Consider the following 26,198-nt stretch of genomic DNA (forward strand, 5'->3'; position numbering starts at 1 on the left):
CTTTTGTATATCTGGCTTGCAGGTATCGCAGCTATCCATTAGTAGCAATTCATTACCAGCAATCAAGCTGCAGCTATCGATCAATAGAAGTCGTCGGCCCCGCAGATAAAGAGGCAGCTGCTGCGCGGTTGGGCGAGATACTCCCGTGTCAGCCCTTCCAGTGGCATGCCGAAGGTGCAGATATCTTGCGGTGAGGGGAGGGCCGTATCGAGGATCCGCCGCCAGTAGCCGCCAACCCCCTTGGGCGGGCTCGGCAGGTTGAAGGTGAGGGGCTCCCAGTAGGCGTTGAACAGCACATAGAGCGCCAGCTTGGTTTCGCTCGATAGCGCCGACATGGCAATGGCGTGGGAGTGGGGGCTGAAATCCGGTTGCCCGGCGTTGACCCCGTGCCAGCAGATCTCGCTGTGGCGCAGGATCTCGGTGAGCGACAGCGGCATGCTCTCCTGCTCCGGGCGCTGGAACAGGTGTTTGCGGTACTGGATCAGCTCCTTCATGAAGCGGAACATCTCCTGACCGCGGGCGTTGGGTAGCCAGTTCATCCAGCAGGTGGCGTTATCCTGACAGTAACCGTTGTTATTGCCCCGCTGGGTGCGCAGCAGCTCATCCCCCATCAGCAGCATGGGGGATCCCACCGAGAGCAGGGTCGCCACCATCATGTTCTTGGCCTGCCGCATCCGCAGGGCGTTGATCTGGGGATCTTCGGTGATCCCTTCATGGCCATGATTCCAGCTGAAGTTGTGATCGCAGCCATCGCGGTTCTCCTCCCCGTTGGCCTCGTTGTGCTTGCCGTTGTAACTGGCCCAGTCCCACAGGGTAAAGCCATCGTGGCAGGTGACGAAGTTGATGCTCTTCTCGGGATCGGCGTGGTGATAGTGGTAGATGTCGGGGCTGCCGCACAGCCGCTCGACAAAGGTAGTGACGCTGTTGTCATCGCCGCGCAGGAAGCGGCGCACATCATCCCGGAACTGGCCGTTCCACTCACGCCAGCGGGCGCCGGCAAGCGACCCCACCTGATAGAGTCCCCCCGCATCCCAGGCTTCGGCAATCAGCTTGATGTCGGCGATGTTGGGATCGGTATCTATGGTGCGCAGGGTGGGCGCATTGGCCTGCGGCTGGCCCGACTCGTCCCGCGACAGGATGGCGGCCAGATCGAACCGGAAGCCATCGACGTGCATCTCCTGACGCCAGAAGTGGAGGCTGTCCATGATCATCCGCAGCACCACCGGATGGGCGCCGTTGAAAGTGTTGCCGCAGCCCGAATAGTTGGTGTCCTTCAGGTTGTTGTCGAGGATGTAGTAGGCCTCGTTATCGATGCCGCGAAACGAGAAGACGGGACCATCATCGCCCCCCTCGGCGGTGTGGTTGTAGACCACATCCAGGATCACCTCGATATTGGCGCGGTGCAGCGCCTTGACCATGTCGCGAAATTCGGTGAGAGGGTCATCACCGCAGGCGTATTGCGCGTGCGGGGCAAAAAAGGACATGGGGCTGTAACCCCAGTAGTTGGAGAGCCCCTTTGGCGCATCCTGGGGATCGAACTGGAACACCGGCAGCAGCTCGACGGCGGTGACGCCGAGGGATTGCAGATAGGGGATCTTCTCGATAAGCCCGAGATAGGTGCCGCGCAGCGCCGGATCGACCCCGGAGCTGGGGGATTTGGTAAATCCCCCCAGATGCAGCTCATAGATCACCGAGCGGGAGAGAGAGTGGGCGGGCAGCTTGTCCCCTTCCCAGTTGTAGTGACGGGTATCGACCACCCGATTCTTGGCGCAGCAGGCCAGATTGCTGCCGGGCCGGGCCGCCGCCCTGCGGTCGTAGTTGGCGCCCAGCTCGATGCTGCGACCATAGGGGTCGAGCAGTACCTTCTCGGCATCGAAGCGGGTGCCGCAGTAAGGGCGCCACGGGCCCTGAATGCGATAGGCGTAGCGTTGACCGACAGGTAGCCCCTCAATATGGATATGCCAGTAGTAGGCGGTGCGGTTGAAACGGGGCGAGAGCGGGATCACCTCTGGCGTGCTGTCCTCGGCGCTGGCGAAGAGCAGCAGTTCCACCCGGCTGGCCAGGCGGGCCCAGATCGCGAAGTTGACGCCGTGGCTGTCGGGTGTGGCCCCCAACTGACGGCAATGACCGGCGGAGATGCGCATATTTTACCTACCCAAAATGAGGAGAGTTCAGCTTATTGAGTGTAGTGCCGGATGCTCGACAAGGACTCGATTGCCTGAAAAAACAGCATGATGCTGTTAATGACCGCACTCTTTGTCCGATTAATCTACGAATAAACTTTTTTTGAGATATTTACTTGCAATCTGTGCGCTGGCGCCTATTATTGGCGACCTCAGACGCGGGGTGGAGCAGCCCGGTAGCTCGTCGGGCTCATAACCCGAAGGTCGTCAGTTCAAATCTGGCCCCCGCAACCAACTTTTTCGTCAGCATGCGATCGTGTAAACAATCGAAAGCAGACAAACGCCATCAAGCCACTGCTCGGCTTGGGGGTGACAATTCGGACGCGGGGTGGAGCAGCTCGGTAGCTCGTCGGGCTCATAACCCGAAGGTCGTCAGTGANNNNGCTCGGCTTGGGGGTGACAATTCGGACGCGGGGTGGAGCAGCTCGGTAGCTCGTCGGGCTCATAACCCGAAGGTCGTCAGTTCAAATCTGGCCCCCGCAACCAACTTTTTCGTCAGCATGCGATCGTGTAAACAATCGAAAGCAGACAAACGCCATCAAGCTACTGCTCGGCTTGGGGGTGACAATTCGGACGCGGGGTGGAGCAGCTCGGTAGCTCGTCGGGCTCATAACCCGAAGGTCGTCAGTTCAAATCTGGCCCCCGCAACCAACTTCTGATCGTTCCCTTCTTGTATTGCTACTCTTTCTTTCATTGAACAATCATCCTTGATGCCCGTCGCCAGCTGGTGATTGCTGCTATTTCTGACGCTTTTTCAAGACCAAAACTGGTCGCATCAACCATTTGTTAGGTATCATCAGGTATCTCTTCATGGATGAGGCGCTCTCCTGTGATCACACCCTTCACCTATCTTCCCCCCGCTATCGAGAGTCAGGATGCCACCCTGGCCGAGGCCTTTGCCATGGGATTACCGCTGCAGTTGCTGGTGATCGCCGAAGAGCAGAAAGAGGCGCTATTGGCACAGCCCCAGTTTGCCGATGTCAAAACCCTGCTTGCCCTCGGACAAAAGTCCCCCTTTACCCTGATGCATGGCAATACCCTGTTGCAGGTAGTGTTTGTGGCCAGCAGTGTGACGCGGGATCACCGTCTCTATAAGCAGGTAAGAAACTGGATAGCACCGCTGTCGGGGCTAAAACTGGAGCGCTTCGGGCTGCATCTGGAGGGATTTTCCCCTGCTGAACGAGTGATGCTGGCCGAGTTGCTGCTCTCTGCCCTGTTGGCTGCCAATGTGCCGCTGCCGACCAGCAAGAGTCGCAACGAGAGCGGTTGGACTTACCAGCAGATCATTGTCTCTCCCGCGGTGGTGCTTGATCTGGCGCGCCTTTACAGCGAGGCGGGGGGCAACGGATTGGCTCGTCATCTGGCGGTGTTGCCCGCCTCCGAGCTCACTGCCGCCAGCTATCGCGAGTTCGTCAGCCAACTGGCGCAAGATGAGGGGTGGCTGTGTCAGCATTATGATCAGGCGCAGTTGGCCGAGCTGGGGGCGGGGGCGTTTCTGGCTGTCGCCCGTGGCTCGGAAGACAATCAGGGGGCCATGGTCAAGCTCAGCTACTACCCGCCCAAGCCGGTGCGCCGCATTGCACTGGTTGGCAAGGGGATCTGCCACGACTCCGGTGGCTACAACCTCAAGGTCTCCGGCAGCATGTATGGCATGCATCTGGACATGGGGGGCAGCGCGGTGGCGCTGGGGGCTCTCTACGCCATCAGCCGAGCCCAGCTACCCTACGAGGTACACTGCTGGCTGGCCATTGCCGAGAACCATATCGGCCCTCACGCCTATCGCCCCGGCGAGGTGGTGACCGCCATCAATGGCACCTCCATCGAGGTGGTCGATACCGATGCCGAAGGGCGAATGGTATTGGCCGACACCCTGGCGATGGCTGCGCAGGATACCCCGGATCTGTTGATCGACTATGCGACCCTGACCGGCGCCTGCAAGCGGGCGTTGGGCAGCCGCTACAGCGGCGTCTTTACCAACCGCAGCGAGTGGCTGGTCTCGCTGGTCAATCTGGGTCAGCGCAGCGGCGAGCGGATCTGGCCCTTCCCGCTCGATGACGATTACGACGACAACATAGAGAGCGAGTGGGCCGATCTGCTGCAATGTGCGCCGGGCAGTTCGCCGGATCATATCGATGCGGCCCGTTTTCTCGCTCACTTTGTGCCCGAGCAGACCCCCTGGCTGCATTTTGATTTGAGCGGTTTTCGCAACAAGGGGGGCAATGGGGTGGTCTCCAGCGAAGTGACCGGTTTTGGCGTGCGTCTCACCCTGGATCTGCTGGCCAGCCCGCTGGGGCGCGTTGGCCGACATACCACTGATCCATCTGACTGATAACAAGGAGTTCTGTGAAACAACCAAGCTATGACTGGGTGCTGTTCGATTTGGATGAAACCCTGCTCGATTTCCCGGTCGCCGAGGCGCTGGCCCGAACGCTAACGATCTATGGTGTTGAGGCCGATGACGCCGCCATGGCGCAGTATCACACGATTAACCACGGGCTCTGGCAGCAGTACAACGATGGCGAGATCGATGCAACGGCGCTGCAGCAGACCCGCTTTGCCCTCTTTGCCCAGCAGGTTGACGCCGATCCCATGGCGATGAATAACACCTTTCTGGCGCAGATTGTCGCCCTGAGCATGCCCCTTGAGGGCGTGCTCGACACCCTGCAGCAACTGCGCAGCAAGGTACGGATGGGGATCATCACCAATGGTTTCAGCGTGCCCCAGCGCGGGCGGCTCGGCAAACTGGGTTGGAGCGAGTGGTTCGAGCCGCTGGTGATCTCCGACGAGATCCGGGTGACCAAGCCTGATCCTGCCATTTTCCAGCACACTCTCTCCCTGATGGGGCAGCCGGATCCGGCCCGGGTGCTGATGGTGGGTGACAACCCGAAAACGGATATCGCTGGTGCGGCGGCGCAGGGGCTGGCGACCTGCTGGTACAACCCCGAGCGGCAAACGGGCGACAGTGGGGCAACCCACGAGATCCACCACTTTTCCCATCTTGCCGGGATTGTATTGGGGCACTGAGTGCCGTGGTGTCTGATGGAATAAGGGTCTGTCGCGAGAGGCGGCAAGCGTGTGGCAGACAGAAACAGAGAGGGGAGCCGAGGCTCCCCTCTCTTATGGATTATGGATGTTGGGGGGTGAACCGGTAGCGATCGAGGATCTGCCGATAGTCGGGGCTCTGTTTCAACTGATCGATGGCCTGATTGATCCGTTGCAGGTGCGTCTCTGTGGTGCTCTCTTTGCTCAGCATCAGGTGAACCGGTGTCAGCTCGATACGCAGCAGAATATGCAGATCATCCGGTAGCGTCCCCTGATTGTGCCACTCCTGCAGCCCGTGGGGATCGAGAATAAATCCCTGGATCCGCCCCCCCTGCAACATCTTCAGTAGCTGCTCCAGCCGCAAGCGCATCTGCAGCCGGGGCTGCATGTCGGGTTGGGTCATCAATTGGCGGAAGGTGTCGCCGTAATCAAAGCCCTTGAGCAGTCCGAGATGAAAGTCTGGGGTATTGGCAAGCTGGTCGAGGGTGGTGATCCCGCGCCAGCGTTCGGCATCCTGGCGGCGGACGACGATAACCGTCTCCTCTTCCCGATAGGGGTGGCTGAAGCGGGCGTATTGTTGCCGCTCGGCGGTCATATTGGCAGACATGCCAACTTGTATCGTGCCAAATTGCAGCTCGTGCAACACGCGCGCCCAGGGCATTTCACTGAATCGGGCCTGATAACCGGCGCGCTGGAAGATAGCGTCGAGCAGTTCCACATCCAGTCCGCGAAGCTGCTGCTGTTCATTGCGAAAGCTGAAGGGCTGCCAGTTGACCCAGCCGACGACCAATGACTCCTGTGCCAGCGCCTGGCAACACAAACACCATAACAACAAGAGTCGGTACACAACGCATCCCCTCGGGTAGGCTGATACGGTTGAGTATTGGACAGGAATGACGGAGTAACCAGTACTGAGGGTTGAGCGGATGCACAGATGTACATCCCTCACAGTTCGTGGGCGTGGAATCCCTTGCGATAGCGGGTTTCGCAGCGCGGGCAGCGTTGCAGGGTCGGATCCTGTTCCAGCTGTTCGATGGCCAGCGGCTCTTCACAATCGGAGCAGAGGCCGTAGAGACCCAGATCCATCTGGCAGAGTGCCGCATCGATCCGCTTGAGGCGGGCCACGCTCTGCTCTACCTTCGGCAGATCCAGTCGGCTGGTCAGTTCTACCAGTTGATCCTGATCGCAGTGACCGACCTGTTCGGCCCACTCGTCACGGCGGCAGGCTTTCAGTTGACCGATCAGCGTTTCTCGTACTTGGGCCCAGTCGGACAGCAGGCGATTACGCCAGACAGTCAACTGTGCTTGCGTCATTTCACACACATTATCCCCCACAGGACAGACGACAGATTCGGGGCAGTATAGGGACCCGATAACTCTATCAAGATGATATGCGTCAAGTTAAACGTGGTTAGCCGTGGCTTTTGGCCGCTTGCAACAGGGCATCGCGGATGGGGTCGGTCTCTTTGAGTACCCTGATCTCCTGAAACAGCAGGTCCGCCTCGGGATATTCCCGCTTGAGGTAGCTGAACCACTGCTTGATGCGGCTGGGGTAGTAGTCGGCTTTTTCGCTGGCCAGATCCTGCTCGGTGTAGCTCACCATCAACTGCAGCACCTCGGCCCAGCTCATGTGCGGGCAGCCGGTTTTCATCACGTTAGCCAGATTGGGCAGGGAGATGGCGCCGCGCCCGACCATCAGGGCATCGCAACCGGAGACGCTGGCGCAGGCGAGGGCATCCTGATGATCCCAAATCTCGCCGTTGGCGGTGACGGGGATGGGCAGGGCGCGGCGGATGGCATCCACATACTCCCAGTGGGCGGGGGCCTTGTACCCTTCGCGCTTGGTGCGGGCATGGACGGCCAGCTCGTTGGCGCCCCCCTGGAAGACCGCCTGGGCGTTCTCCAGATAGAGCTCCTTGTCATCGTAACCGAGGCGAATTTTGGCGCTCACCGGCAGATGGGCGGGCACCGCGTCACGTACCGCCTTGACGATGCGGTAGATGGTCTCGGGCTCTTTGAGCAGCACGGCGCCGCCTTTGCTCTTGTTGACCGTGGGGGCGGGGCAGCCGAAGTTGAGATCGACCCCGGGGGAGCCCAGCTCGATGGCGCGCACGGCGTTCTCGGCCAGCCACTCGGGATGTTGCCCCAGCAGTTGCACCCGCACCGGGGTGCCTGCGCGGGTCTTGCCATCTTGCAGCAGTTCGGGGCAGAGGCGGTAGAACACCTTGGCGGGCAGCAACTGATCGACGATCCGGATAAACTCGCTCACGCAGAGATCGTAATCATTGACGGAGGTGAGGACCTCCCGCATCAGGTGATCCAGTACCCCCTGCATGGGGGCCAAAATAACGCGCATAACGGCTTTCCGACGAGAATGGGGAGAAAAAAGAGCGCAGATTGTAGTGGGGTTGCGGCCCGCTGTCAGCACCCGCTCAAACTCTGTTAGGCTAGAGGGAGATAAATCAGGGGGAGGAGAGGGAATGAAGCGTTGGTGTCTGATGGCGCTCGGGTGGCTGGCATTTGCCACCGGTATCGTGGGCATTGTGCTGCCGTTGCTGCCAACTACCCCCTTCATGTTGCTGGCTGCGGCCCTGTTTGCCCGCTCGTCGCCCCGTTTTCATCGTTGGCTGCTGATCCATCCCTGGTTTGGCCCGCCCATCGTGGATTGGCAGCAGTATCGCGGCATTCGTCGTCAGGCCAGACGGCGCGCCATTATCTTCATTTTGCTCACCTTTTCGGTATCGCTGGCGGTGGTGCCACTGCTGTGGGTCAAGGGGCTGCTGGTTGTCATAATGGTGATCCTGCTCACCTGGTTAATGCGCCTGCCGGTGCTGGAGCCAGTTGCAATGGCGAAGTGAAGTCCCTAAGCTATTGCAGCAATAATGCTATGGAGTCGGCCTGTCATTTTTGCGTGACAGGCTTTTTTATTTCCCGCAGAAGGGAATTGAGAAAAAATGGCCACCCCTGGGTCAAAAAAATAAGCGGTCAACACATGAATCCGGAAACCCTGAAATTTATCGAAGCAAGCATCAAGACCATTCCCGACTATCCGAAGCCGGGCATTCTGTTTCGTGACATCACCAGCCTGATCGAGAACGCCGAAGCCTTCAAGGCCACCATCGATCTGCTGGCCAATCATTATCGTGATCAAGGGATCACCAAGATTGTTGGTACCGAAGCCCGTGGCTTCATTTTCGGTGCACCGGTTGCCTTCGCCATGGGGCTGGGCTTCGTGCCGGTCCGCAAGCCGGGCAAGCTGCCGCGCGACGTGATCGAGGAGTCCTATGCCCTCGAATACGGCACCGATACCCTGCAACTGCACACCGATGCCATCGTGCCCGGTGACAAGGTGCTGGTAGTGGACGATCTGCTGGCGACCGGCGGTACCGTCGATGCGACCGTCAAGCTGATCCGCCGCGCCGGTGGTGAAGTGGCCGATGCGGCCTTCATCATCTCCCTGCCGTCTCTGGGTGGCGATGCCCGCCTGACTGCCGCTGGCATCAAGGTGCTCTCACTGGTCGAACTGGCCGGCGAGTAATGCCTCTTCGGCCCGATCCTCTGCATCGGGCCAGCATGTAACCGATGCCCTTGCGGGCATCGGTTTGAAAATCAAGCGATCCCTCCCGCTCTGACCGATAGCCGATACAGCCAACCCGCCATTTGTGTTAGCATCCGGCCTCAATGCCTTGTCTTCCCTGCATGATGGATTTATGAGCTATCAGGTTCTGGCGCGTAAATGGCGCCCCCATACGTTTGAACAAGTGGTAGGCCAGCAACATGTGCTGACCGCCTTGACCAACGCCCTGGATCAGGGACGGCTGCATCACGCCTATCTGCTGAGCGGTACCCGTGGGGTCGGCAAGACCACCATCGCCCGTATTCTGGCCAAGAGCCTCAACTGCGAGCAGGGGATCAGCAGTCACCCGTGCGGTGTCTGCGATACCTGCCGCGAGATCGATCAGGGCAACTTTGTCGACCTGCTGGAGATTGACGCGGCCTCCCGCACCAAGGTGGAAGATACCCGCGAGCTGCTCGACAACGTGCAGTATCGTCCGGCCCGTGGCCGCTTCAAGGTCTACCTCATCGACGAAGTGCACATGTTGTCGCGTCACAGCTTCAACGCGCTGCTGAAAACCCTGGAAGAGCCGCCCCCCTATGTGAAATTTCTGCTGGCCACCACGGATCCGCAGAAGCTCCCCATTACCATTCTCTCGCGCTGCCTGCAGTTTCATCTGAAGAGTCTGGATCAGACCCAGATCGCCAAGCAGCTCGAATGGGTGCTGGATCAGGAGGGGCAGCCCTTCGAGCCGCGCGCCCTGCTGGCACTGGCCAAAGCCGCCGACGGTAGTATGCGCGATGCCTTGAGCCTCACCGATCAGGCGCTGGCCCACGGCAATGGCAGCGTGCGCCTCGAGAGCGTGCTGGCGATGCTGGGGACGCTCGATCACCGTCATCTGCACCAGCTGCTGGAAGCCATTTTGCGGCAAGATGCCCCCGCGACCATGGCCAAGATCACCGAGATCGCCACCCTGGGCCCCGATTTTGATCAGCTCCACGCCGAGCTGGAGGGATTGCTCCATCGCATCGCCATGGCGCAGCTGCTGCCTGCCAGTGTGCAGGAGCAGGGGGCAGATGCCGATTCCCTGCTGCAACTGGCCAAGGCGATGAGCCCGGAAGAGGTGCAGCTCTGCTACCAGATTGTGCTGGGTGGTCGTAAAGATCTGCCCTGGGCCCCCGATGGCCGCACCGCACTGGAGATGACCTGCCTGCGGATGCTCGCCTTCTCGCCAAGGCGCGATGCCCTGCATCCGGCCAGCCTCACTGCGCTGCCCCCGTCAATGACGAGTAGTGCCACGCCGGTTGCCTCTTTGCCGGGAAAGCGCCCGGCCGCTGAATCGGCCGCACTGGCACCGATCAGCGGCGCCGTGCCTGTTCCGCTAGCCAGCCCTGTTGCCAACAGTGCTGTACCTGCGGTTGATGCCTCCCTGCCTGCGATGGTGGATGACACCGGCAACCCCGCCGACAGCGAGGAGGAGGCGCAAGCCGCCGAACTGTTCAGCCAGCAGGATGAGCTGCTGCGCGAAGCGGCGGGCATGGGGTATCAACCCGAGCCCGCTTTGCCAAATGTACAGCACGATGTACTTGCGCACTCAGCCGCACAGCCTGCGGATGATGGCGAGCATGCCGCAGCCGATACGGACTATTCCCGTGGCGAGTCGCTGACCGCCGCCTTCGAGCCCGCGCTCGAACCGACAGCAACGCCTGTTGCCGCTGTTGAACCGGTATCAGCGGTATCGAGCATGCAGAGCCTGCTTGGCAAGCGAAACATGCTGCGTAGCCGCCAGCGGGGTCAGGATGCCCCGGCGGCGCCCGCGCCGCGCGCAGTGCCGGTTGCGCCAGCTCGCCCTGTCGTTCCTGCCGTTGCACCGGTTGTCTCGCAACAGCCAGTCTCTGTCAGCCAACCGGCCGGGCAGGGGATGGCGGCGATGGGTTACTATGATGATCTACCGCCAGTGGATCTCTATGGCGACGGTTACGAGCCGCAGGGTGACAACGGGGAATACGAAGAGTACCTCAATCAGGGCTTTGCCGAGCAGGCAGCGGTGATGAGCCACGCCCCGGTCACGGCTCCGGCCCATTCAACCGATCTGCCCCCTTGGGATCTCGACGGGCAGCCGAGCTATCGGCCTGGCGCCACGGCGCCTGTGGTAATGCCAGCCCCAGCGACCCAGCCGGTCGCTCCCGTTGCGACTGGGGCGGTGGCTGCTGCCCCTGTGGTTCAGGATGAGCCTGCCCAGCCGGTGATGGAGACCATCGACTGGGATGAGCTCGAGAGCGATGAGGAGCCGCAAGAGGGAGAGGCGACCCGCCTTATCCCTTCGTCACTGCTCAATGGTTGTGGCGACCCTTGGGCCGAGCTGATTGCCCACACTCAGGTGGGCGGACGGCTGCGTCAGCTGGCCATCAACTCAGTGATGACGCGGGAGGGGGATAAGGTACTGCTGACCCTCAAGCCCGAGCAGCGCCATCTGGTGAGTGACAAGGCGCGTGCCGATCTGGCTGAGATCATTGGGCCAGCGTTAGGACAACCGGTGCAGGTTGAGGTGACGCTCGGCGTGGTGCCCGACAAGGAGACCCCCCTCGAGATCGAGCACCGCCTTTATCTCGGGGTGCGTGAGCAGGTGACCCGGGATCTGGAACAGGATCCCAACGTGCAGTTTTTAGTTCAGCGGTTTGGTGCCGTGCTTCATCACGAGAGCATCGAGCCCCTCAACCGCTAAATTCCGTGGCCGGGAGCTCGCTTCCGGTTGAAAAGCAGTTTGGCTGTCCCCATCTAGGACAGACAAGCCCACAGCCCGGCGCTGGATGCCGGATTTCAAGACGAGAGACGACATATGTTTGGTAAAGGTGGAATGGGGAACCTGATGAAACAGGCCCAACAGATGCAAGAGCGTATGCAGAAAGCGCAAGAGCAGCTGGCTCAGATGGAAGTGACCGGTGAAGCCGGTGCTGGCATGGTCAAGGTCACCATGACCGGCAGCCACAGCGTCCGTCGCATCGAGATCGATCCCTCCCTGATGGAAGATGACAAGGAGCTGCTGGAAGATCTGGTCGCCGCCGCGTGCAACGATGCCGTGCGTCGTGTGGAAGAGCAGAACAAGACCAAGATGGGCGAACTGACCGGTGGCATGCAACTGCCGCCAGGTTTTAAAATGCCCTTCTAAAGCGACTCTCCCCGCGCATTCTTGCTCCCTTGTCGCTGGCCATTCGGGCCACGGCAAGGGGGACGGCCGAGAGACCCAAAGACGCAGCCGTTATCGCCCAGGCGATAGGCTGCGTTTTTTTGTGGGCGCCGCTCAAGCCCTTGCCAGCTATTGCTCACCCGCCGCCCAGCACCGTCTTATGTCGATCGCATCTGGTCGCCCGTCCTTAATCGAAAAGCCTCGTTCACTTCACCCTCCCTTCACATCGGGATGGAGAATGGGTGGCTCGTTCAAGATGAAAAGGAGTGCTTGATGATCATGACAATCATGATGCGTACCGGCGCCGTGCTGGCGGCCATGGGCGTGTGCTGTCTGGTGGCTTTTGAACTGATTGGTTCTACCGTCGGTGAAGATGGCACCTTGCATGAACCCTTCGGCTTGATCCCCATCGGTTTGTTGCTGCTCGGTGTGGCGATCTTGTTGCTGCTGGCTGGGGCAGTCAAGGGAGCGTGGCTGCGCCATCACGGCCGCACATAACGCCTTGGGATGGTGGACGAGGCAGCGGGATGCCTGATCCAGGCATCCCGCGGACTACCACTGCGCAGGAGGGAGGTAACCGTACATCGAGATGAGCAAAGGTGTGCTCGGTGATCTCATCGGTATGGGGTCTGGCCGGGTAACAGCCAGATGCGTTGTAAAAGGGGTGGCTTTCGCTTATTTGGCGTGCAGAAACAGCTCTTCAATCGACATCGGGGTGCTGAAGTAGTGCGTCACGGCATTGGCGAGATAGGGCAGCAAATCATCCCCCCGGATCTCGTCCGCCAGCCGGGTGTCCGGCTCGGCCTTGAAGCGGGGCGCATGCACGGTTTTGCCCTGATTTTCGAGGAATTGGGCAATCCCTGCCGCTGACGCCGTCGCCCACTGGCGATGGGGGGGCATGGAGGCAAATTTCAGCAAGGGTTCTTTGGTGTTGTCAATCATCGGCAGGGTCATCGCAAGCTCCTCGGTCATGGAGTGAATATTATACAGCCAGAACCTGAACGAATCCTTTTTAGCCCGCAAAAACGATCAGGCTTATCGACTATTCCGGTTTGGCGGGATTGGGCGGGATCGGCATAATGGCGGCTTGCCGTATTGAGGAGATTGTATGAAATATATCGGAGCCCACGTCAGTGCGGCCGGCGGGGTGGAGAATACCATCGCCCGCGCCCAGGCCATCGGGGCCAACGCGTTTGCCCTCTTTACCAAGAATCAGCGTCAGTGGCAGGCGGCCCCCTTGTCGGAGGCCACCATCCGCGCCTTCAAGGCGGCCTGTGACAAGGCCGGTTTTCTGCCACAGCAGATCCTGCCCCACGACAGCTATCTCATCAATCTTGGCCACCCGGATCCCGATGGTCTGGCCAAATCCCGCGATGCGTTTCTCGACGAGATGAAGCGCTGCGAGCAGCTGGGGCTCTGTTATCTGAACTTCCACCCCGGCAGCCATCTCAAGCAGATCCCAGAGGCGGCCAGCCTCAAGCTGGTGAGCGAGTCGATCAACTGGGCGCTGGAGCGCAGTGAGGGGGTGACGGCGGTGATCGAGAATACCGCCGGGCAGGGGACCAACCTCGGCTGGTCGTTCGAGCAGCTCGCCACCATCATCGAGGGGGTGGAGGACAAGAGCCGGGTCGGGATCTGTTTCGATACCTGCCACGCCTTTGCCGCCGGCTACGATCTGCGCACCGCCGAGAGCTGCGCTGCCGTCTTTGCCGAGTTCGACCGCACGGTGGGTTTTCACTATCTCAAGGGGATGCATATCAACGGCGCCAAGTGCACCTTTGGCAGCCGGGTCGATCGCCACCACAGCCTGCGGGAGGGCAATCTGGGGGAGGCGGTGTTCCACCACATCATGAATGATGATCGTTTCGATCGCATTCCGCTGATCCTCGAGACCATCGACGAGTCCATCTGGGGCGAGGAGATCAGCTGGTTGCGCAGTCTGGCAAAGTGATAGTCAGCGAGCTATGATAGTAAAACCAAAACAACTGTTGCCCCAGAATCCATATTATGGCTTCATGTACCGGATCTTTAGCGGCAACCAATTGAAATAGATATAAAAAAGGCTTCGTTTGTGATCTGATTTTATCGCCAAACAAAATCAACACGCGCGAAGCCTATGACCATTATTAATGCTAATCACTATCTGGAGCAACTCCTGGCTCCCGTCGTACTCGAGCGCATTGCTCGACTCTGCAAGTTTTGTCTGCGTCAGCGCGCCATTACCCCTGCCATGCTCGTCCCTGCACTGTTGCGGGCCATGGGGGCGACCAGGTCAATGACATCGCCGGTTTACACCGTCATTTCAATGCCTTGCAACTGGTGAACGCGCATCAGGTTTCCTACAAACCGTTTCACAATCAGCTGCACTGGTTTACTCCCTTCTCCCCTCGCGGGAGAAGGGCTGGGGATGAGGGGGCCGGTAACTGGGTTAACGGAAATAAGAGAGGGAGGCCAATGCCTCCCTCTCTATTTGCTGACGTTTTGTATGTGATTGAGACGCCATCAACACGCTATCAGATATCCACCTGGGATCCCAGCTCGATGACCCGGTTGGGCGGGATCTCGAATTGATCCGGGGCGCGCAGGGCGTTGCGCTGCAGCAGCATAAAGAGCTTGCCGCGCAGATAGAGATACCAGGGGCGGTCTTTCATGATGAGCGACTCGTGGGCCATAAAGAACGAGGTCTCCATCATCCGGCAGCTCAGCCCCTCGGCGTTGCAGCGGTGGAAGATCTCCTCCACGTTCGGAGTCTCGCGCCAGCCATAGCTCGCCACCACCCGCCAGAAGGTGGGGGAGAGCTGCTCGATGCAGACCCGGCGCACATTGTGGACGTAAGGCACATCCTCCACCCGCAGGGTGAGCAGGATGATCCGCTCGTGCAGCACCTTGTTGTGCTTGAGATTGTGCAGGAGCGCATGGGGGATCACATTGACCACCCGCGACATATAGACCGCAGTGCCCGCCACCCGGGTCGGCGGGGACTTTTCCAGCGAGGCGATCATCGGCTCAAGGGAGTTGCCGTGCTCGTTCAGGCGGCGAATAAGCTGGAAACGCTCGCTCTTCCAGCTGGTCATCACGGTGAACATCACCGCGCCCAGAGTGAGCGGCAGCCAGCCACCGGAGAAGATCTTGGCGAGGTTGGCGGCAAAGAGCGGCACGTCGATACAGAGCAGCGCGGAAAACAGGATAGCCACCAGATACTTGTTCCAGTACCAGCTGTTCTTGGCTACCGAGCAGGAGAGGATGGAGGTGAGCACCATGGTGCCGGTGACGGCGATACCGTACGCCGCCGCCAGATTGCTGGAGTGCTCGAAGCTCATGATGACGATCACCACCGAGATATAGAGCATCCAGTTGATGACCGGAATATAGATCTGGCCGGACTCCTGCTCGGAGGTGTGCACGATGCGGATGGGTGAGAGATAACCGAGCCGCACCGCCTGCCGGGTGAGCGAGAAGACCCCGGAGATCACGGCCTGCGAGGCGATCACCGTCGCCAGGGTCGCCAAGAGCAGCAGCGGCAGCAGCGCCCATTTCGGTGCAAGCAGGAAGAAGGGGTTGGTGATGGCCTCGGGATGGGCCAGCAGCAGCGCCCCCTGGCCGAAGTAGTTGAGCACAAGCGACGGCAACACCACGATAAACCAGGCGAGGCGAATTGGATTTTTGCCGAAGTGGCCCATATCCGCGTAGAGCGCCTCCACCCCTGTGATGGCCAGCACCACGGCGCCGAGGGCAAAGAAGGAGGTGGTCTGGTACTGGACAAAGAAGCGCACCGCCCAGACGGGGTTGAGCGCCCCCAGCACCTCGGGGTTGTGGATGATGCCGCGCAGCCCCAGCACCGCCAGCGTCATAAACCAGATCAGCATGATGGGGGCAAACAGCTTGCCCACCATGGCGGTGCCATGTTTCTGGATGGCAAACAGCAGGGTCAGCACCAGCACCGAGAGCGGCACGATATAAGGGTCCAGTGTCGGCGTCATCAGGCTCAGACCCTCGATGGCCGACATCACCGACATCGCCGGGGTGATCACCACCTCGCCATAGAAGAAGCTGCCGCCAATCAAGCCGAGGATGATCAGCAGCGGCGTCCAGCGGGTGGAGGCGTTGCGGGTCGCCAGCGACATCAGGGTGAGAATGCCACCCTCACCGGCGTTATCTGCCCGCATCACAAAGGAGAGGTACTTGACCGATACCACCAATACCAGCAGCCAGAAGATCAGCGAGAGAAAACCGAGAATGGAGGCCGGCTCGACGCCGAACCCGAATTGACCTGACAGGCACTCGCGCAAGGTATAGAGCGGGCTGGTGCCGATATCGCCATAGACTACGCCAATCGCCGCCAGCATGACGCCGGGAGTGGCTTGTTGTTTATCACAGTTCATGAGTTCATCTTGTCAGTTTGATGTTTACACGTTTGCCAACGCACATGCCCTTCCTATCAGGAAAATCGTGATATTTAATCGGGAGAGAATTAATGGATTGCGATGGGAAAGGGCGCTAACGGAATAGTGATCTGCTTGTCATGGAACACAGTCTGTTCATCTGTCATTAAGCTTATAATGACACACACTCTGCGGGACTATGCTCAGTTATAAATAATCAAAAGTTCAATTTGAGTAAGGGAGTTAATTATCCGGCGATTGAAATAGGCCTTGATAATGCAGGTGACGATTTGTTTTGTTTGCGGATATGTTGGGCCGCTATTTTTATCGAGGCGGGTGATAAACAGACTATAAAATAATGCTAATTAATTGCTGGCAGGATGGCAAAGGGGAGGGCGTTGGGTAGCAATGGAGTCTTTATTTGCTAAAGGGAAAGGTAGGGTGCAATGAACGAAGTGAATTGCACCACTAATTAAACGCATAAACGCATAAACGCATAAACGCATAAACGCATAAACGCATAAACGCATAAGAGCAGAGGTGCAATGCGCTGCGCTTATTGCACCCTACGGTCATGATTACTCTCCATGATAGTGTTTCAATAAAAAGTAGCGATCAGGACTGTCTTTAACGCCGCTCACTTTACCGACTATTTTAAATCCCATTTTTTCATAAAATTTGGGTGCCTGAAATGAGAGGGTATCGACTTGAGCTGCAATACATCCCCGTTTTTGTGCCTCGCGTTCAGCAATCTCCATTAATTGAATGCCAAGCCCCTGTCCTCTCTTGTCCTTGTGTACCCAAAGCACTTCGATCAACAGTTGATGATAAATAGTACGTCCGGCAATGCCACCGACAACTTCGTCATTATCATCATGAATGGCAACAATTAAAGGTTGGGAGCGTTCCTCACCCATTTTATGAAAGTTAAATTGTCTAAGGTTATCAACAAGCAAATTGAATATTTCATCTTGATATTCATTATGGATTTGAATATTCATCAAATCTGACTCCATTAAAATGTAATCGTAGGGTGCAATGAACGAAGTGAATTGCACCACTAATTTAATGCGTAAGAGCAGAGGTACAATGCGCTGCGTTTATTTCACCCTACGGTTCGAATTATGCCCAATACATATTAATATTTTTCATAATTTTCGCTAGCATAGCCATCTTTATATTCACAGCACGGGCAAAGCTCAGCTTCCTCTCCAAATTGACATGAGGAGAAAACATAAGGTTCATGGCACCATTTGCAATCTAAAACTTGTTCTTCATGACCACACACCAAACATTTTTCGTAATCGACACTGAAAGTATCATTATGGCAAGATGTACATTTGATAGAATATAGGTCTTCAGTTTCTATTTTGTTGTTTGCTTTTTGTAATAACTGGTAATAAAACTCAGTGTATTGAAATAGAACGTACCAACTTTTATTTTTTAGGTGGGTAGTTTTCCAGTCAAGAGAAAGGTGCTCTTCAGAAAACTTAAAAATAAAAGATAACACCTGACCGACTAATGCTTTTGCTTCATTTTCAGAGATAGAGAATTCGTAATGCTCTATTTCATTACGCTTATTCCTTGCTGTATTGATGGCACTTTCATCTTCTTTGGAAAAATTTATGCCTCCAATACTCTTAAGCCTCTTAAAAGCCTTTTCAGCACCTACAGTAAACGCATCATTAGATGGATATTTATCTATGTTATCAAAAACAAAGGCAGGATGGATTTGTCGTAGTTTTTCCTTAAATAACAGCTCTACGACATGAGAAAAATCAACAATTATTCTTTTCCAGTCACCGATGCTATTTTGATCAATAGGCCCCATGTGTTTAATCGCATGTTCCAATGAATCATTGGCATTTTCTATTAGATTAAACTTATGCATTTTTAAATCCAAAGTTGACCGGGCTGGTCTTGTGCTGTGTGGTTTGAATTTCAAACTCTATGAGAACGACCCCAACGGAGCTTGTTGCCAAGTGGCACATATTAACCGGAGGGATAGAAAACTGAAGGGGCAGGGGCCTAAAACCGGCTCTTGCTCAACAAATTAGTCAATAAGTGGCTCATTTTTTGTTCGGTTTGACTTGATGATGGCTTGCCAGCTCGATAACAAAACCAAACAACTTGGCTACCGCCGCAAGCGGCTTTGCATGCTGCGCAGCCCATTTTTGGCCCTTGGTATGGATTTTCTCCCCAGATGTTGTCCCTCCGCTTGCCCGGTTTAGGGCGGCCGTTCCTGGCAGCAAACTCCTCTGAACGGCTCCGTCACGCGGGTGGGGCAGGGGTTGGTCAGCCGGTGTCGAGCTCGTCACTTTTGTCGTGTCGATCGCAGTTCTGCGGGTTGGTCGTCATCGTCACCAGTCCGAAAATTTCACTTCCTAATTCTGTTTACCCCTTTACTTTCAGTTGCTTGCGAATTTTATTTCGCTCACTTCCGTTTTTGGTCTGATAAATGCTTTGTGGGTGAGCCGGCTGCGTCGTCGCTGTGCGAGTGTGCGCCCCTCGGGGTTGGCACTTGGCCACGTCGGGCGATGCCAGTGCGGCAGTAACGAACCATTTAGGATCCCTCTCTATGAACAGCTTCGTGATTGCAGATCCCAGTCTCTGTATTGGGTGTCGTACCTGTGAGGTGGCCTGCGCCATTTCACACCAGTCAGGGTCTTGCAGCGGGACCCTTGAGCGGGAGGGCGGCCTGCATCTTGCCATCGAGGATGGACATCTGGTCTCCAAGGACAGCTATTTCCAGCCGCGCCTGAAGGTGATCGTCGGCAGCAAGGTGACTACGCCGGTGCTCTGTCGCCAGTGTGAAGACAAGCCGTGCGCCATGGCCTGCCCTAACAATGCCATCGTCAGTGAGGATGGTTGCGTCAAGGTGTTGCAGGCGCGCTGCATCGGCTGCAAATCCTGCGTGGTGGCCTGTCCTTACGGCGCCATGGCGGTGGTGGTGAAAGAGGTGGCCCCTGCGGCTGACTCGCTGTTCAAGCGCCCGCAGACCAAGGCGCAAGCCTTGAAGTGCGATCTCTGCCGTCACCGTGAGGCGGGCCCGGCCTGTGTCGAGGTGTGTCCGACCCAGGCGCTGCGCTTGGTGACGCCGGAATCCCTTGGCGAACTGAATCGTCAGAAGCAGCTGGCCAGTGCCGAGGCGATGGCGGTTTGCCAGCGCCAGCCGGTGTTGGCACAGGGTTGAGGCATCAGAGTGGCGTGCGCATTTGGCCCTTGCTGGCTCTGGGCGCCGTCTCTCAGCCGTTTCTTGTTAAAGGCCTTTTAGCGTTAACCGCCTTTTACCGTTAACAAACAAGAGTGTGAGTCATGAAAAAAGTCATTACCGTCTGCCCCTATTGCGGCACCGGTTGCAAAATCAACCTGCTGGTTGAAAACGACAAGGTGGTGGGGGCCGAAGGCGCCAACGGCCGGACCAACGAGGGGCAGCTCTGCCTCAAGGGCTATTACGGTTGGGATTTCCTGAACGACACCAACCTGCTGACCCCCCGTCTCAAGAGCCCGATGATCCGCCGCGAGCGCGGTGGCAAGCTCGAGTCTGTCTCCTGGGATGAGGCGATCGACTTTGCCAGCAGCCGTCTGGCTGCCATCAAGGCGAAATACGGTGCCGACGCCATCATGACCACCGGCTCGGCCCGTGGCCCCGGTAACGAAGCCAACTATGTGATGCAGAAATTTGCCCGTGCGGTGCTGGGGACGAACAACGTCGACCACTGCGCGAGGGTGTGACACGCACCCTCAGTCTCCGGTCTGGAGACAACTGTAGGCAACGGCGCCATGAGCAACGCCATTCCCGAAATTCAAGAGACCAAGTGCCTGCTGGTGTTTGGTTACAACGCTGCTGACTCTCACCCCATCGTCGCCCGCCATATCCTCAAGGCGAAGGCAAACGGGGCCAAGGTGATTGTGTGTGATCCCCGTATGGTGGAGACCGCCCGCATCGCCGATCAGTGGCTGCCGCTCAAAAACGGTTCCAACATGGCGCTGGTTAACGCCTTCGCCAACGTGTTGATCAGTGAAGGGCTCTACAACAAAGAGTTCGTCGCCAACTACACCGAAGGGTTCGACACTTTCAAGGCGACGGTCGCCAAATACACCCCGGAATATGTCGAGGGGATCACTGGCCTCAAGGCTGCGGATATCCGCGCCGCCATTCGCACCTATGCCGCGTCGCCTGCGTCCATGATCCTGTGGGGCATGGGGGTGACCCAGTACGGTCAGGCGGTGGATGTGGTCAAGGGGCTGGCGGGTCTGGCGCTGCTGACCGGCAACTTCGGTCGCCGTGGCACTGGCTGCGGGCCGGTGCGCGGTCAGAACAACGTGCAGGGCACCTGCGACATGGGGATGCTGCCGCACCAGTTCCCGGGTTATCAGTCGGTCAGCGATCCCGTCATCAGCGCCAAGTTCGCCAAGGCGTGGGGTGTGCCGTCTCTTTCCCAGAAACCCGGCTACCGGTTGACGGAGCTTGGCCACAAGGTGGAGGAGGGCAAGTGCAAGGCCTTCTACATCTTCGGTGAAGATCCGGCGCAAACCGAGGCCGATCTGGCCCAGTTCCGCCGCACCCTGGCGGGGATGGATCTGGTGATCGTGCAGGATATCTTCATGACCCAGACCGCCGAGATGGCGGATGTGATCCTGCCCGCCACCAGTTGGGGTGAGCACGAGGGGGTTTACAGCTCGGCGGATCGCGGCTTCCAGCGCTTCTACAAGGCGGTCACTCCCCCTGAGAACGTGAAACCGGACTGGGCGATCTTCTCGCTGATGGCGACCTCCATGGGGTATCCCATGGAGTATCGCGACACCCAACAGATCTGGGACGAGATGCGCGCCCTCTGCCCGCTCTATACCGGGGTCAGCTACGACAAGATGGCCGATCTCAAGAGCGTGCAGTGGCCCTGTCCGACCGAGGATCACCCGGGCACCAGCACCCTGTTCGAGGGGAACGTGTTCACCACCCCGAGCGGCAAGGGTCAGCTGATTGCCTCCGAGTGGCGGGCGCCGCTGGAGCAGCCTTGTGCAGAGTATCCGCTGGTGCTCTCCACCGTGCGCGAGGTGGGGCACTACTCCTGCCGCTCCATGACCGGCAACTGCTCGGCGCTGCAAACCCTGGCCGATGAGCCGGGCTATGTGCAGATCCACCCGAGTGATGCGCAAAAGCTCGGGGTGAAGGATCAGGCGCTGGTGTGGATCTCGTCACGACGCGGCAAGGTGATCACTCGCGCCAACTACAACGAGCGGGTCAACGCCGGTGTGGTCTACATGACCTACCAGTGGTGGATCGGGGCCTGTAATGAGCTGACCATCGAGCACCTTGATCCGGTCTCCTACACCCCCGAGTACAAGTACTGTGCGGTGAAGATTGAGCGTATTGAAGGTCAGGCTGAGGCGGAAGTGTACGTCCAGACTGAATACAGCGCGCTCAAGGCGAAATTGCGCAGCGCCGCCAAAGGGTAATCGTCGTTAATAAAGTGGATCCAGGCTCTGTTTACAGGGCCCGGATCCCCTCATCCTTTTTTCAGCTGGCAGGTGTCCACCATGAGCCGTGAATTAACTATCTCGTTCGGGATTTTTTATGTTTCCGCCTATTTGTTGGCAATGTTGTTGGGGATGGGGTGTTACCTCTGGTACGACGAATTGATATTTCTGCTGGGCTTTGGTTTCTTCGGCTGTTTTATCGCCGCGCGCATCGCCATGGGCGCCGTGCTGGCGGCCCTGAGCGTGCAGTTGGCCTGGCTCGTGGCCTTCCTCTCCACCACGCTGGTGAATACCCTGCTGCTGGGCCTTTTTGCTCTGGTGGTTTATCTGACGCATCAGGCAGTGTCGGAAGACATATCACAAAATATCAGTTGGTTATTGGTGGCGTTTCAGTTGCTATCGGCGGGCTTTATTTTCGGTGGACTCAAGCTCCATCCGGGCAATATTGGAAATATCACTTTTCGAACAAATCGGTAGTAAGGAGTCAAATATATGAAACGTATTGAAGAGCAAGCGCAGCTGCTGGATCTGGAGTATCAGGGCATCGCCCTGCTGTTTGACCAGTTTTGCCAGCGGGCGGGCACCCTCGCCAAGCAATACAAGTTCTTCAGCTGGCCCGATTACGAGGATACTCCGCCACTGTGCCGGGCGTTCACTCTGTTGGGGGAGACGCGCGAGCTCAGACTCTCTTGCCAGCCAGGTGAGCGGGGAGAACTCAACGGCATCATCCAGATCGTCGATGAAACCGGGCAGGTTCAGGCCAGCCAGGTGTATCGGGCCGATGGCCGTTTGCCGCAGGAAACGGGCCGGTTTCTCGATAATCCGCCCGAACTGCTACTCAAATTGATGCTTGATGCCGTCTGGCAGCCCGGCCTTGTCGAGGGGCAACCGCTCATCGCCAATGAGTGCCGCTGACCACATCAACGCGATGATGCCGATATGCCCCCCGTTGCAGGGATGACACGGGATCTCGTTAGCCAGAGGCGCTGTCATCGGGTGTGGGAGACTCAATACCCGCATTCGGACGAAGGGTGGCGCATGCATGTCGGAATATCAGCGGGTTGGTTTTGTGCGAGCACAAGACAACTCATGGCAACAGGGTGCTGAAAAACGACAGCCCACTGGCGATAACGGATCGGCGCTGAGTGGATCGGCGAATATAGGTGTGGCAGGGATCGGCCTGGAGTAATGAGTCCCGTGTGTGCCCCCATGGTTGTATTGAAAATAGGGCTACCTTATGATCCAACGCTCAGTGCGATACCATTTAATGAGTATTGATTTTTATGATTAAACGTTAATGGACTACGTTTTTTTATTGTGACATCTGACGGAGCTCCCCGTCTTTGCTGATGTCTTGCCTGCATAGCGGTAACGTGAGGCCAGAATGCTAAATGTGAGTGCCATTCCTCTGGACGAAATCTCCCCCATCTGGGACGACGGTTTTCTTTCTCTGTCCAAAACCCTGCTGTCGGCAGTCACCCTCGACGACTTTATAAAAAAACTCAACAAGATCGATGCCTGTTTCGGCGGCGTGACCCGGGTCAACCTGATCCTCAACATGGGAGCGGACGAGGAGGCCATCGTCTATTTCATGGGCGCGATCGGCCCAAAGCATCTGGTCTGCCCCAAGGCAGAGCTGCATGTCTCCCCCCGTCCCACCAAGGAAACCCCGGAACAGGCCATCATTCTCGCTGCCGCCCGCTTTGAGAATCGCTGCCCGGCTCTGGAGCGCGAAGGGATCTACGCGGGGCTGCGCTCCTACTGCCAGCTCCCCATCACCACCGCTCGCAGCCACCTGGGCGGCGTCGAGTTTATCAACACCCAGCTCGACAGCTTCACCATGGAGACCCTGGCCAAGCTGACCCAGCTGGCGGCCATCATCGCCATAGCGCTGGAGAACGTGCTCGACAAGGAGCGTACCCTGGAGCAGGCCAACTCCCTGCGCCTTGAGCGCGACAGCTGCAAAATTCTGGTGGATGTGACCAATGCGGTGATTAAATTAGTGCGCATCGCCGAGCTGCCCAAGAGTCTGTTTGCCATCCTGCACCATCACTTCGGTATCAGCAGCTTGTGTCTGGCCGAGTACAACGCCACCTCCGACAGCTTCAAGAGCTATCTGGTCAATCAGCACCAGAGCGATCAGCCGGGCATCATCGATCACTCCTGTTTCGAGAAGAAGTGCCTGCAGGGGGCGCTCGGTCACAGCGAGCCGTTTTTTGTCTATCGCGAGCACGGTAACGGCTGCAGCAATCGCTGCCGCTTTACCTCCCAGATCCTGCCGCCCGAAGCCGACAGCTCCTGCGTTTTGCCGCTGCGCTATCGGGGCAACCTGCTGGGGGTGTTGATCCTCTCACACCCCCATGCCGACTTCTTTGCCGATATCGATATCTCCTTGCTGGAGCAGGTGGCGGCGCGCACGGCGATTGCCATGAACAATGTGCAGGCGCAGCAGGAGATCACCAACACCAATGGTGCCAAAGAGAAGACCATTCGCATCAACGAGCCGCAGATGCAGGGGGAGTTCCCCCATATCATCTACCAGAGCGCGGTGATGGAGAGCGTGCTGGAGAAGGTGCGGCTGGTGGCCGAGAGCGACAGCACCGTGCTGATCCTCGGCGAGACTGGCACAGGCAAGGAGCTGATCGCCCAGGCCATTCATGCCCTGAGTGCCCGCCACGACCACGAGATGGTGAAGGTGAACTGCGCCGCCATCCCGACCGGCCTTATCGAGAGCGATCTGTTCGGCCACGAGAAGGGGGCCTTTACCGGCGCCCTGACTCAGCGTATCGGCCGTTTCGAGCGGGCCCACAAGGGCACCCTGTTCCTCGACGAAGTGGGGGACATGCCGCTGGATCTGCAGCCCAAACTCTTGCGGGTATTGCAGGAGCACGAGCTGGAGCGGGTCGGCAACAGCAACCCCATCGCAGTGGATGTGCGGCTGGTGGCCGCCACCAACTGTGACCTGCTCTCCATGGTCAAGAACAAGCGCTTTCGAAGCGATCTCTACTACCGCCTCAATGTCTTTCCCATCGAGCTGCCGCCGCTGCGCGAGCGGCGCGAGGATATTCCGCTGCTGGTCAACTTCTTCATCAAGAAGATTGCCAAGCGGATGCGCCGCACCATCACCTCGATCCCCGCCGATGCCATGAAAATGCTGGTGTCACTCCCATGGTACGGCAATATCCGCGAGCTGGAGAACGTCATCGAGCGCGCCGTGGTGATGACCCGCGGCCATGTGCTCAACCTCTCGCCGGACGAGCTGATGCCGCTCAAGGGTTACCACAAGATTGAGACCCTGGTTTATGACGAGCCCGCTTCGCCGCTCTTTGCCGAGGAGGGGCCGATTGATGAGCGTGAGGCGATCATCGCTGCCCTGCGTGACTGCAACGGCATCGTCGCTGGCGAGCGGGGGGCAGCCAACCGCCTCGGCATGAAGCGCACCACCTTGCTCTCCAAAATGAAGCGGCTCGGCATTTCGGCCAGAGATCCCGAGATCATCGATGGGGTCGCACCATGAGAGAGGCCATAGAGCTTGAGGCGCGGGGCGAGCTTAGCGAACAGAACGAACTGGCACGCTGCGCCATCCATCGCGAGGTGGTGCACTACCGCGCCGATACACTGACCTGTGACAGCGAAATGGCGCTCCCCTCCGAGACGCCGGTGGCGCTGGTCTACAACGGCATCGCCCACAGCGTGATGATGTGCTCGGCCTCCGATCTCGAGGATTTCGCCATCGGGTTTTCGCTCTCCGAGGGGATCATCGACAGCCTGCTCGATATCCACGACATCGAGCAGACTGACGGCTGTCAGGGGATTGAGCTGCATATCACCCTGGCCAATCGCTGCGTTCATCGCCTCAAAGAGAAGCGGCGCACCATGGCGGGGCGCACCGGTTGCGGCATCTGCGGCAGCGAGAGTCTGGATCAGGTGATCCGCACCCAGCCAAAATTGCCCGACAGCCAGCGTCTGGCGGTGGGCCATATCGACAAGGTATTGAGCGCGCTGCGCCCGCTCCAGCTATTGGGCCAGCGCACCGGCGCCACCCATGCGGCGGTGCATCTGGATGGTGCGGGAAACATTCTCGCCATCCGCGAGGATGTGGGGCGCCATATCGCGCTGGACAAGCTGGTGGGTCATCTGTGCCGCGCTGGCCGCCGTGACGGTGCCATTCTGGTGACCAGCCGCGCCAGTTTCGAGATGGTGCAAAAGTGCGCCAGCGCCGGGGTGGAGATCTTGCTCGCCATCTCGGCTGCCACCGAGCTTGCGGTCGAGCGGGCCGAGCAGACCGGGCTCACCCTGGTGGGTTTTTGCCGCCCCGGGCGGGCCGAGATCTACAGCGGGTGCCAGCGTATCCTGCTTAAGTGAGC

General features: G+C 58.2%; 22 protein-coding genes, 3 tRNA genes and 1 pseudogene. 18 read left to right on the forward strand and 8 right to left on the reverse strand.

The annotated features are described in order from the left end of the window. Nucleotides 1-80: 80 nt before the first annotated feature. Nucleotides 81-2,144, reverse strand: coding sequence for a glycogen debranching protein GlgX (gene glgX, locus OKC27_RS06850; protein ID WP_182970943.1), 2,064 nt, complete (start codon nucleotides 2,142-2,144; stop codon nucleotides 81-83). Nucleotides 2,145-2,340: 196 nt separating this feature from the next. Here glgX and OKC27_RS06855 point away from each other — a divergent pair. The 5 genes from OKC27_RS06855 (at nucleotide 2,341) to yjjG (ending at nucleotide 5,207) form a co-directional block, all read left to right on the forward strand. Next, nucleotides 2,341-2,417: transfer RNA gene (locus OKC27_RS06855), tRNA-Met, on the forward strand. Between the two features lie 175 nt (nucleotides 2,418-2,592). After that, a tRNA-Met gene (locus OKC27_RS06860) sits at nucleotides 2,593-2,669 on the forward strand. A gap of 88 nt (nucleotides 2,670-2,757) precedes the next feature. Next, a tRNA-Met gene (locus OKC27_RS06865) sits at nucleotides 2,758-2,834 on the forward strand. 178 nt (nucleotides 2,835-3,012) lie between these two features. Further along, entirely contained in the window at nucleotides 3,013-4,512 is a 1,500-nt protein-coding gene (locus OKC27_RS06870) for a M17 family metallopeptidase (RefSeq protein WP_182970944.1), read from the forward strand. Between the two features lie 14 nt (nucleotides 4,513-4,526). Continuing rightward, entirely contained in the window at nucleotides 4,527-5,207 is a 681-nt protein-coding gene (yjjG, locus tag OKC27_RS06875) for a pyrimidine 5'-nucleotidase (RefSeq protein WP_182970945.1), read from the forward strand. Nucleotides 5,208-5,307: 100 nt separating this feature from the next. Here the strand turns inward: yjjG and OKC27_RS06880 are convergent, their stop codons facing one another. The 3 genes from OKC27_RS06880 to dusC all read right to left on the reverse strand — a co-directional run bounded on the left by OKC27_RS06880 (nucleotide 5,308) and on the right by dusC (nucleotide 7,581). After that, on the reverse strand, nucleotides 5,308-6,045 hold the full coding sequence (locus tag OKC27_RS06880; RefSeq protein WP_232099257.1) for a substrate-binding periplasmic protein: 738 nt from the start codon (nucleotides 6,043-6,045) through the stop codon (nucleotides 5,308-5,310). A 125-nt stretch (nucleotides 6,046-6,170) separates the two neighbouring features. Beyond that, the gene (locus OKC27_RS06885) at nucleotides 6,171-6,539 is read right to left on the reverse strand and encodes a TraR/DksA family transcriptional regulator (RefSeq protein WP_182970947.1); all 369 of its coding nucleotides are present in this window, start codon (nucleotides 6,537-6,539) and stop codon (nucleotides 6,171-6,173) included. Between the two features lie 97 nt (nucleotides 6,540-6,636). Further along, complete coding sequence (gene dusC / locus OKC27_RS06890; protein ID WP_042657496.1) at nucleotides 6,637-7,581, reverse strand: tRNA dihydrouridine(16) synthase DusC; 945 nt, start codon at nucleotides 7,579-7,581, stop codon at nucleotides 6,637-6,639. Between the two features lie 124 nt (nucleotides 7,582-7,705). Here dusC and OKC27_RS06895 point away from each other — a divergent pair, with 124 nt between their 5' ends. From OKC27_RS06895 to OKC27_RS06915, 5 genes are all read left to right on the forward strand, one after another. Next, nucleotides 7,706-8,083 carry a YbaN family protein gene (locus OKC27_RS06895; RefSeq protein WP_182970948.1) on the forward strand — a complete coding sequence of 126 codons (378 nt, stop codon included), beginning with the start codon at nucleotides 7,706-7,708 and terminating at the stop codon, nucleotides 8,081-8,083. A gap of 134 nt (nucleotides 8,084-8,217) precedes the next feature. Next, a complete protein-coding gene (apt, locus tag OKC27_RS06900) occupies nucleotides 8,218-8,763 on the forward strand; it encodes an adenine phosphoribosyltransferase (protein WP_042058966.1) in 546 nt (181 codons plus the stop codon). A 172-nt stretch (nucleotides 8,764-8,935) separates the two neighbouring features. Further along, complete coding sequence (gene dnaX, locus OKC27_RS06905; protein ID WP_182970949.1) at nucleotides 8,936-11,506, forward strand: DNA polymerase III subunit gamma/tau; 2,571 nt, start codon at nucleotides 8,936-8,938, stop codon at nucleotides 11,504-11,506. Nucleotides 11,507-11,620: 114 nt separating this feature from the next. Further along, nucleotides 11,621-11,950, forward strand: coding sequence for a YbaB/EbfC family nucleoid-associated protein (locus OKC27_RS06910; RefSeq protein WP_033113565.1), 330 nt, complete (start codon nucleotides 11,621-11,623; stop codon nucleotides 11,948-11,950). 291 nt (nucleotides 11,951-12,241) lie between these two features. After that, nucleotides 12,242-12,466, forward strand: a complete 225-nt coding sequence (locus tag OKC27_RS06915; protein ID WP_232099229.1) for a DUF3955 domain-containing protein — start codon at nucleotides 12,242-12,244, stop codon at nucleotides 12,464-12,466. A gap of 177 nt (nucleotides 12,467-12,643) precedes the next feature. Here the strand turns inward: OKC27_RS06915 and OKC27_RS06920 are convergent, their stop codons facing one another. Continuing rightward, nucleotides 12,644-12,922 (reverse strand): hypothetical protein, encoded by a 279-nt coding sequence (locus tag OKC27_RS06920; RefSeq protein ID WP_270806032.1) that lies wholly within the window; start codon nucleotides 12,920-12,922, stop codon nucleotides 12,644-12,646. A gap of 154 nt (nucleotides 12,923-13,076) precedes the next feature. Here OKC27_RS06920 and nfo point away from each other — a divergent pair, with 154 nt between their 5' ends. Both nfo and OKC27_RS06930 read left to right on the forward strand, forming a co-directional pair. Beyond that, the gene (gene nfo, locus OKC27_RS06925) at nucleotides 13,077-13,919 is read left to right on the forward strand and encodes a deoxyribonuclease IV (RefSeq protein WP_270806033.1); all 843 of its coding nucleotides are present in this window, start codon (nucleotides 13,077-13,079) and stop codon (nucleotides 13,917-13,919) included. 165 nt (nucleotides 13,920-14,084) lie between these two features. After that, nucleotides 14,085-14,332: pseudogene (locus OKC27_RS06930) on the forward strand (IS4 family transposase); the annotation flags it as partial. A gap of 149 nt (nucleotides 14,333-14,481) precedes the next feature. Here the strand turns inward: OKC27_RS06930 and kup are convergent. From kup to OKC27_RS06945, 3 genes are all read right to left on the reverse strand, one after another. After that, nucleotides 14,482-16,350, reverse strand: coding sequence for a low affinity potassium transporter Kup (gene kup, locus OKC27_RS06935; protein ID WP_270806034.1), 1,869 nt, complete (start codon nucleotides 16,348-16,350; stop codon nucleotides 14,482-14,484). Nucleotides 16,351-16,928: 578 nt separating this feature from the next. Further along, on the reverse strand, nucleotides 16,929-17,351 hold the full coding sequence (locus OKC27_RS06940; RefSeq protein ID WP_270806035.1) for a GNAT family N-acetyltransferase: 423 nt from the start codon (nucleotides 17,349-17,351) through the stop codon (nucleotides 16,929-16,931). Nucleotides 17,352-17,488: 137 nt separating this feature from the next. Then, a complete protein-coding gene (locus OKC27_RS06945; protein WP_270806036.1) occupies nucleotides 17,489-18,241 on the reverse strand; it encodes a hypothetical protein in 753 nt (250 codons plus the stop codon). A 687-nt stretch (nucleotides 18,242-18,928) separates the two neighbouring features. Here OKC27_RS06945 and OKC27_RS06950 point away from each other — a divergent pair. From OKC27_RS06950 to fdhD, 6 genes are all read left to right on the forward strand, one after another. Continuing rightward, nucleotides 18,929-19,543: a 4Fe-4S binding protein gene (locus OKC27_RS06950; RefSeq protein WP_270806037.1), complete on the forward strand. Its 615-nt coding sequence runs from the start codon at nucleotides 18,929-18,931 to the stop codon at nucleotides 19,541-19,543. 122 nt (nucleotides 19,544-19,665) lie between these two features. After that, complete coding sequence (gene fdhF / locus OKC27_RS06955) at nucleotides 19,666-21,810, forward strand: formate dehydrogenase subunit alpha (protein WP_270806038.1); 2,145 nt, start codon at nucleotides 19,666-19,668, stop codon at nucleotides 21,808-21,810. Nucleotides 21,811-21,891: 81 nt separating this feature from the next. After that, complete coding sequence (locus OKC27_RS06960) at nucleotides 21,892-22,308, forward strand: hypothetical protein (RefSeq protein ID WP_270806039.1); 417 nt, start codon at nucleotides 21,892-21,894, stop codon at nucleotides 22,306-22,308. A 15-nt stretch (nucleotides 22,309-22,323) separates the two neighbouring features. Then, nucleotides 22,324-22,746 carry a hypothetical protein gene (locus tag OKC27_RS06965; RefSeq protein WP_270806040.1) on the forward strand — a complete coding sequence of 141 codons (423 nt, stop codon included), beginning with the start codon at nucleotides 22,324-22,326 and terminating at the stop codon, nucleotides 22,744-22,746. 469 nt (nucleotides 22,747-23,215) lie between these two features. Further along, on the forward strand, nucleotides 23,216-25,348 hold the full coding sequence (locus OKC27_RS06970) for a sigma 54-interacting transcriptional regulator (protein ID WP_270806041.1): 2,133 nt from the start codon (nucleotides 23,216-23,218) through the stop codon (nucleotides 25,346-25,348). Further along, complete coding sequence (gene fdhD, locus OKC27_RS06975) at nucleotides 25,345-26,196, forward strand: formate dehydrogenase accessory sulfurtransferase FdhD (protein ID WP_270806042.1); 852 nt, start codon at nucleotides 25,345-25,347, stop codon at nucleotides 26,194-26,196. Before OKC27_RS06970 ends, fdhD begins: the two co-directional genes overlap by 4 nt. Nucleotides 26,197-26,198 lie beyond the last annotated feature (2 nt).

The sequence above is a fragment of the Aeromonas sp. QDB62 genome, from assembly GCF_027705695.1.
GTDB classification, from domain to species: Bacteria; Pseudomonadota; Gammaproteobacteria; order Enterobacterales; family Aeromonadaceae; genus Aeromonas; species Aeromonas allosaccharophila.

Bases quoted from the DNA above. Each gene is read 5' to 3' on its own strand.
- kup (WP_270806034.1), bottom strand. From the start codon at position 16,350: ATGAACTGTGATAAACAACAAGCCACTCCCGGCGTCATGCTGGCGGCG.
- OKC27_RS06970 (WP_270806041.1), top strand. From the start codon at position 23,216: ATGCTAAATGTGAGTGCCATTCCTCTGGACGAAATCTCCCCCATCTGG.
- OKC27_RS06915 (WP_232099229.1), top strand. From the start codon at position 12,242: ATGATCATGACAATCATGATGCGTACCGGCGCCGTGCTGGCGGCCATG.
- OKC27_RS06895 (WP_182970948.1), top strand. From the start codon at position 7,706: ATGAAGCGTTGGTGTCTGATGGCGCTCGGGTGGCTGGCATTTGCCACC.
- OKC27_RS06940 (WP_270806035.1), bottom strand. From the start codon at position 17,351: ATGAATATTCAAATCCATAATGAATATCAAGATGAAATATTCAATTTG.
- OKC27_RS06965 (WP_270806040.1), top strand. From the start codon at position 22,324: ATGAAACGTATTGAAGAGCAAGCGCAGCTGCTGGATCTGGAGTATCAG.
- OKC27_RS06885 (WP_182970947.1), bottom strand. From the start codon at position 6,539: ATGACGCAAGCACAGTTGACTGTCTGGCGTAATCGCCTGCTGTCCGAC.
- nfo (WP_270806033.1), top strand. From the start codon at position 13,077: ATGAAATATATCGGAGCCCACGTCAGTGCGGCCGGCGGGGTGGAGAAT.
- OKC27_RS06945 (WP_270806036.1), bottom strand. From the start codon at position 18,241: ATGCATAAGTTTAATCTAATAGAAAATGCCAATGATTCATTGGAACAT.
- OKC27_RS06950 (WP_270806037.1), top strand. From the start codon at position 18,929: ATGAACAGCTTCGTGATTGCAGATCCCAGTCTCTGTATTGGGTGTCGT.
- fdhD (WP_270806042.1), top strand. From the start codon at position 25,345: ATGAGAGAGGCCATAGAGCTTGAGGCGCGGGGCGAGCTTAGCGAACAG.
- OKC27_RS06920 (WP_270806032.1), bottom strand. From the start codon at position 12,922: ATGACCCTGCCGATGATTGACAACACCAAAGAACCCTTGCTGAAATTT.
- apt (WP_042058966.1), top strand. From the start codon at position 8,218: ATGAATCCGGAAACCCTGAAATTTATCGAAGCAAGCATCAAGACCATT.
- dnaX (WP_182970949.1), top strand. From the start codon at position 8,936: ATGAGCTATCAGGTTCTGGCGCGTAAATGGCGCCCCCATACGTTTGAA.
- glgX (WP_182970943.1), bottom strand. From the start codon at position 2,144: ATGCGCATCTCCGCCGGTCATTGCCGTCAGTTGGGGGCCACACCCGAC.
- dusC (WP_042657496.1), bottom strand. From the start codon at position 7,581: ATGCGCGTTATTTTGGCCCCCATGCAGGGGGTACTGGATCACCTGATG.
- OKC27_RS06960 (WP_270806039.1), top strand. From the start codon at position 21,892: ATGAGCCGTGAATTAACTATCTCGTTCGGGATTTTTTATGTTTCCGCC.
- OKC27_RS06910 (WP_033113565.1), top strand. From the start codon at position 11,621: ATGTTTGGTAAAGGTGGAATGGGGAACCTGATGAAACAGGCCCAACAG.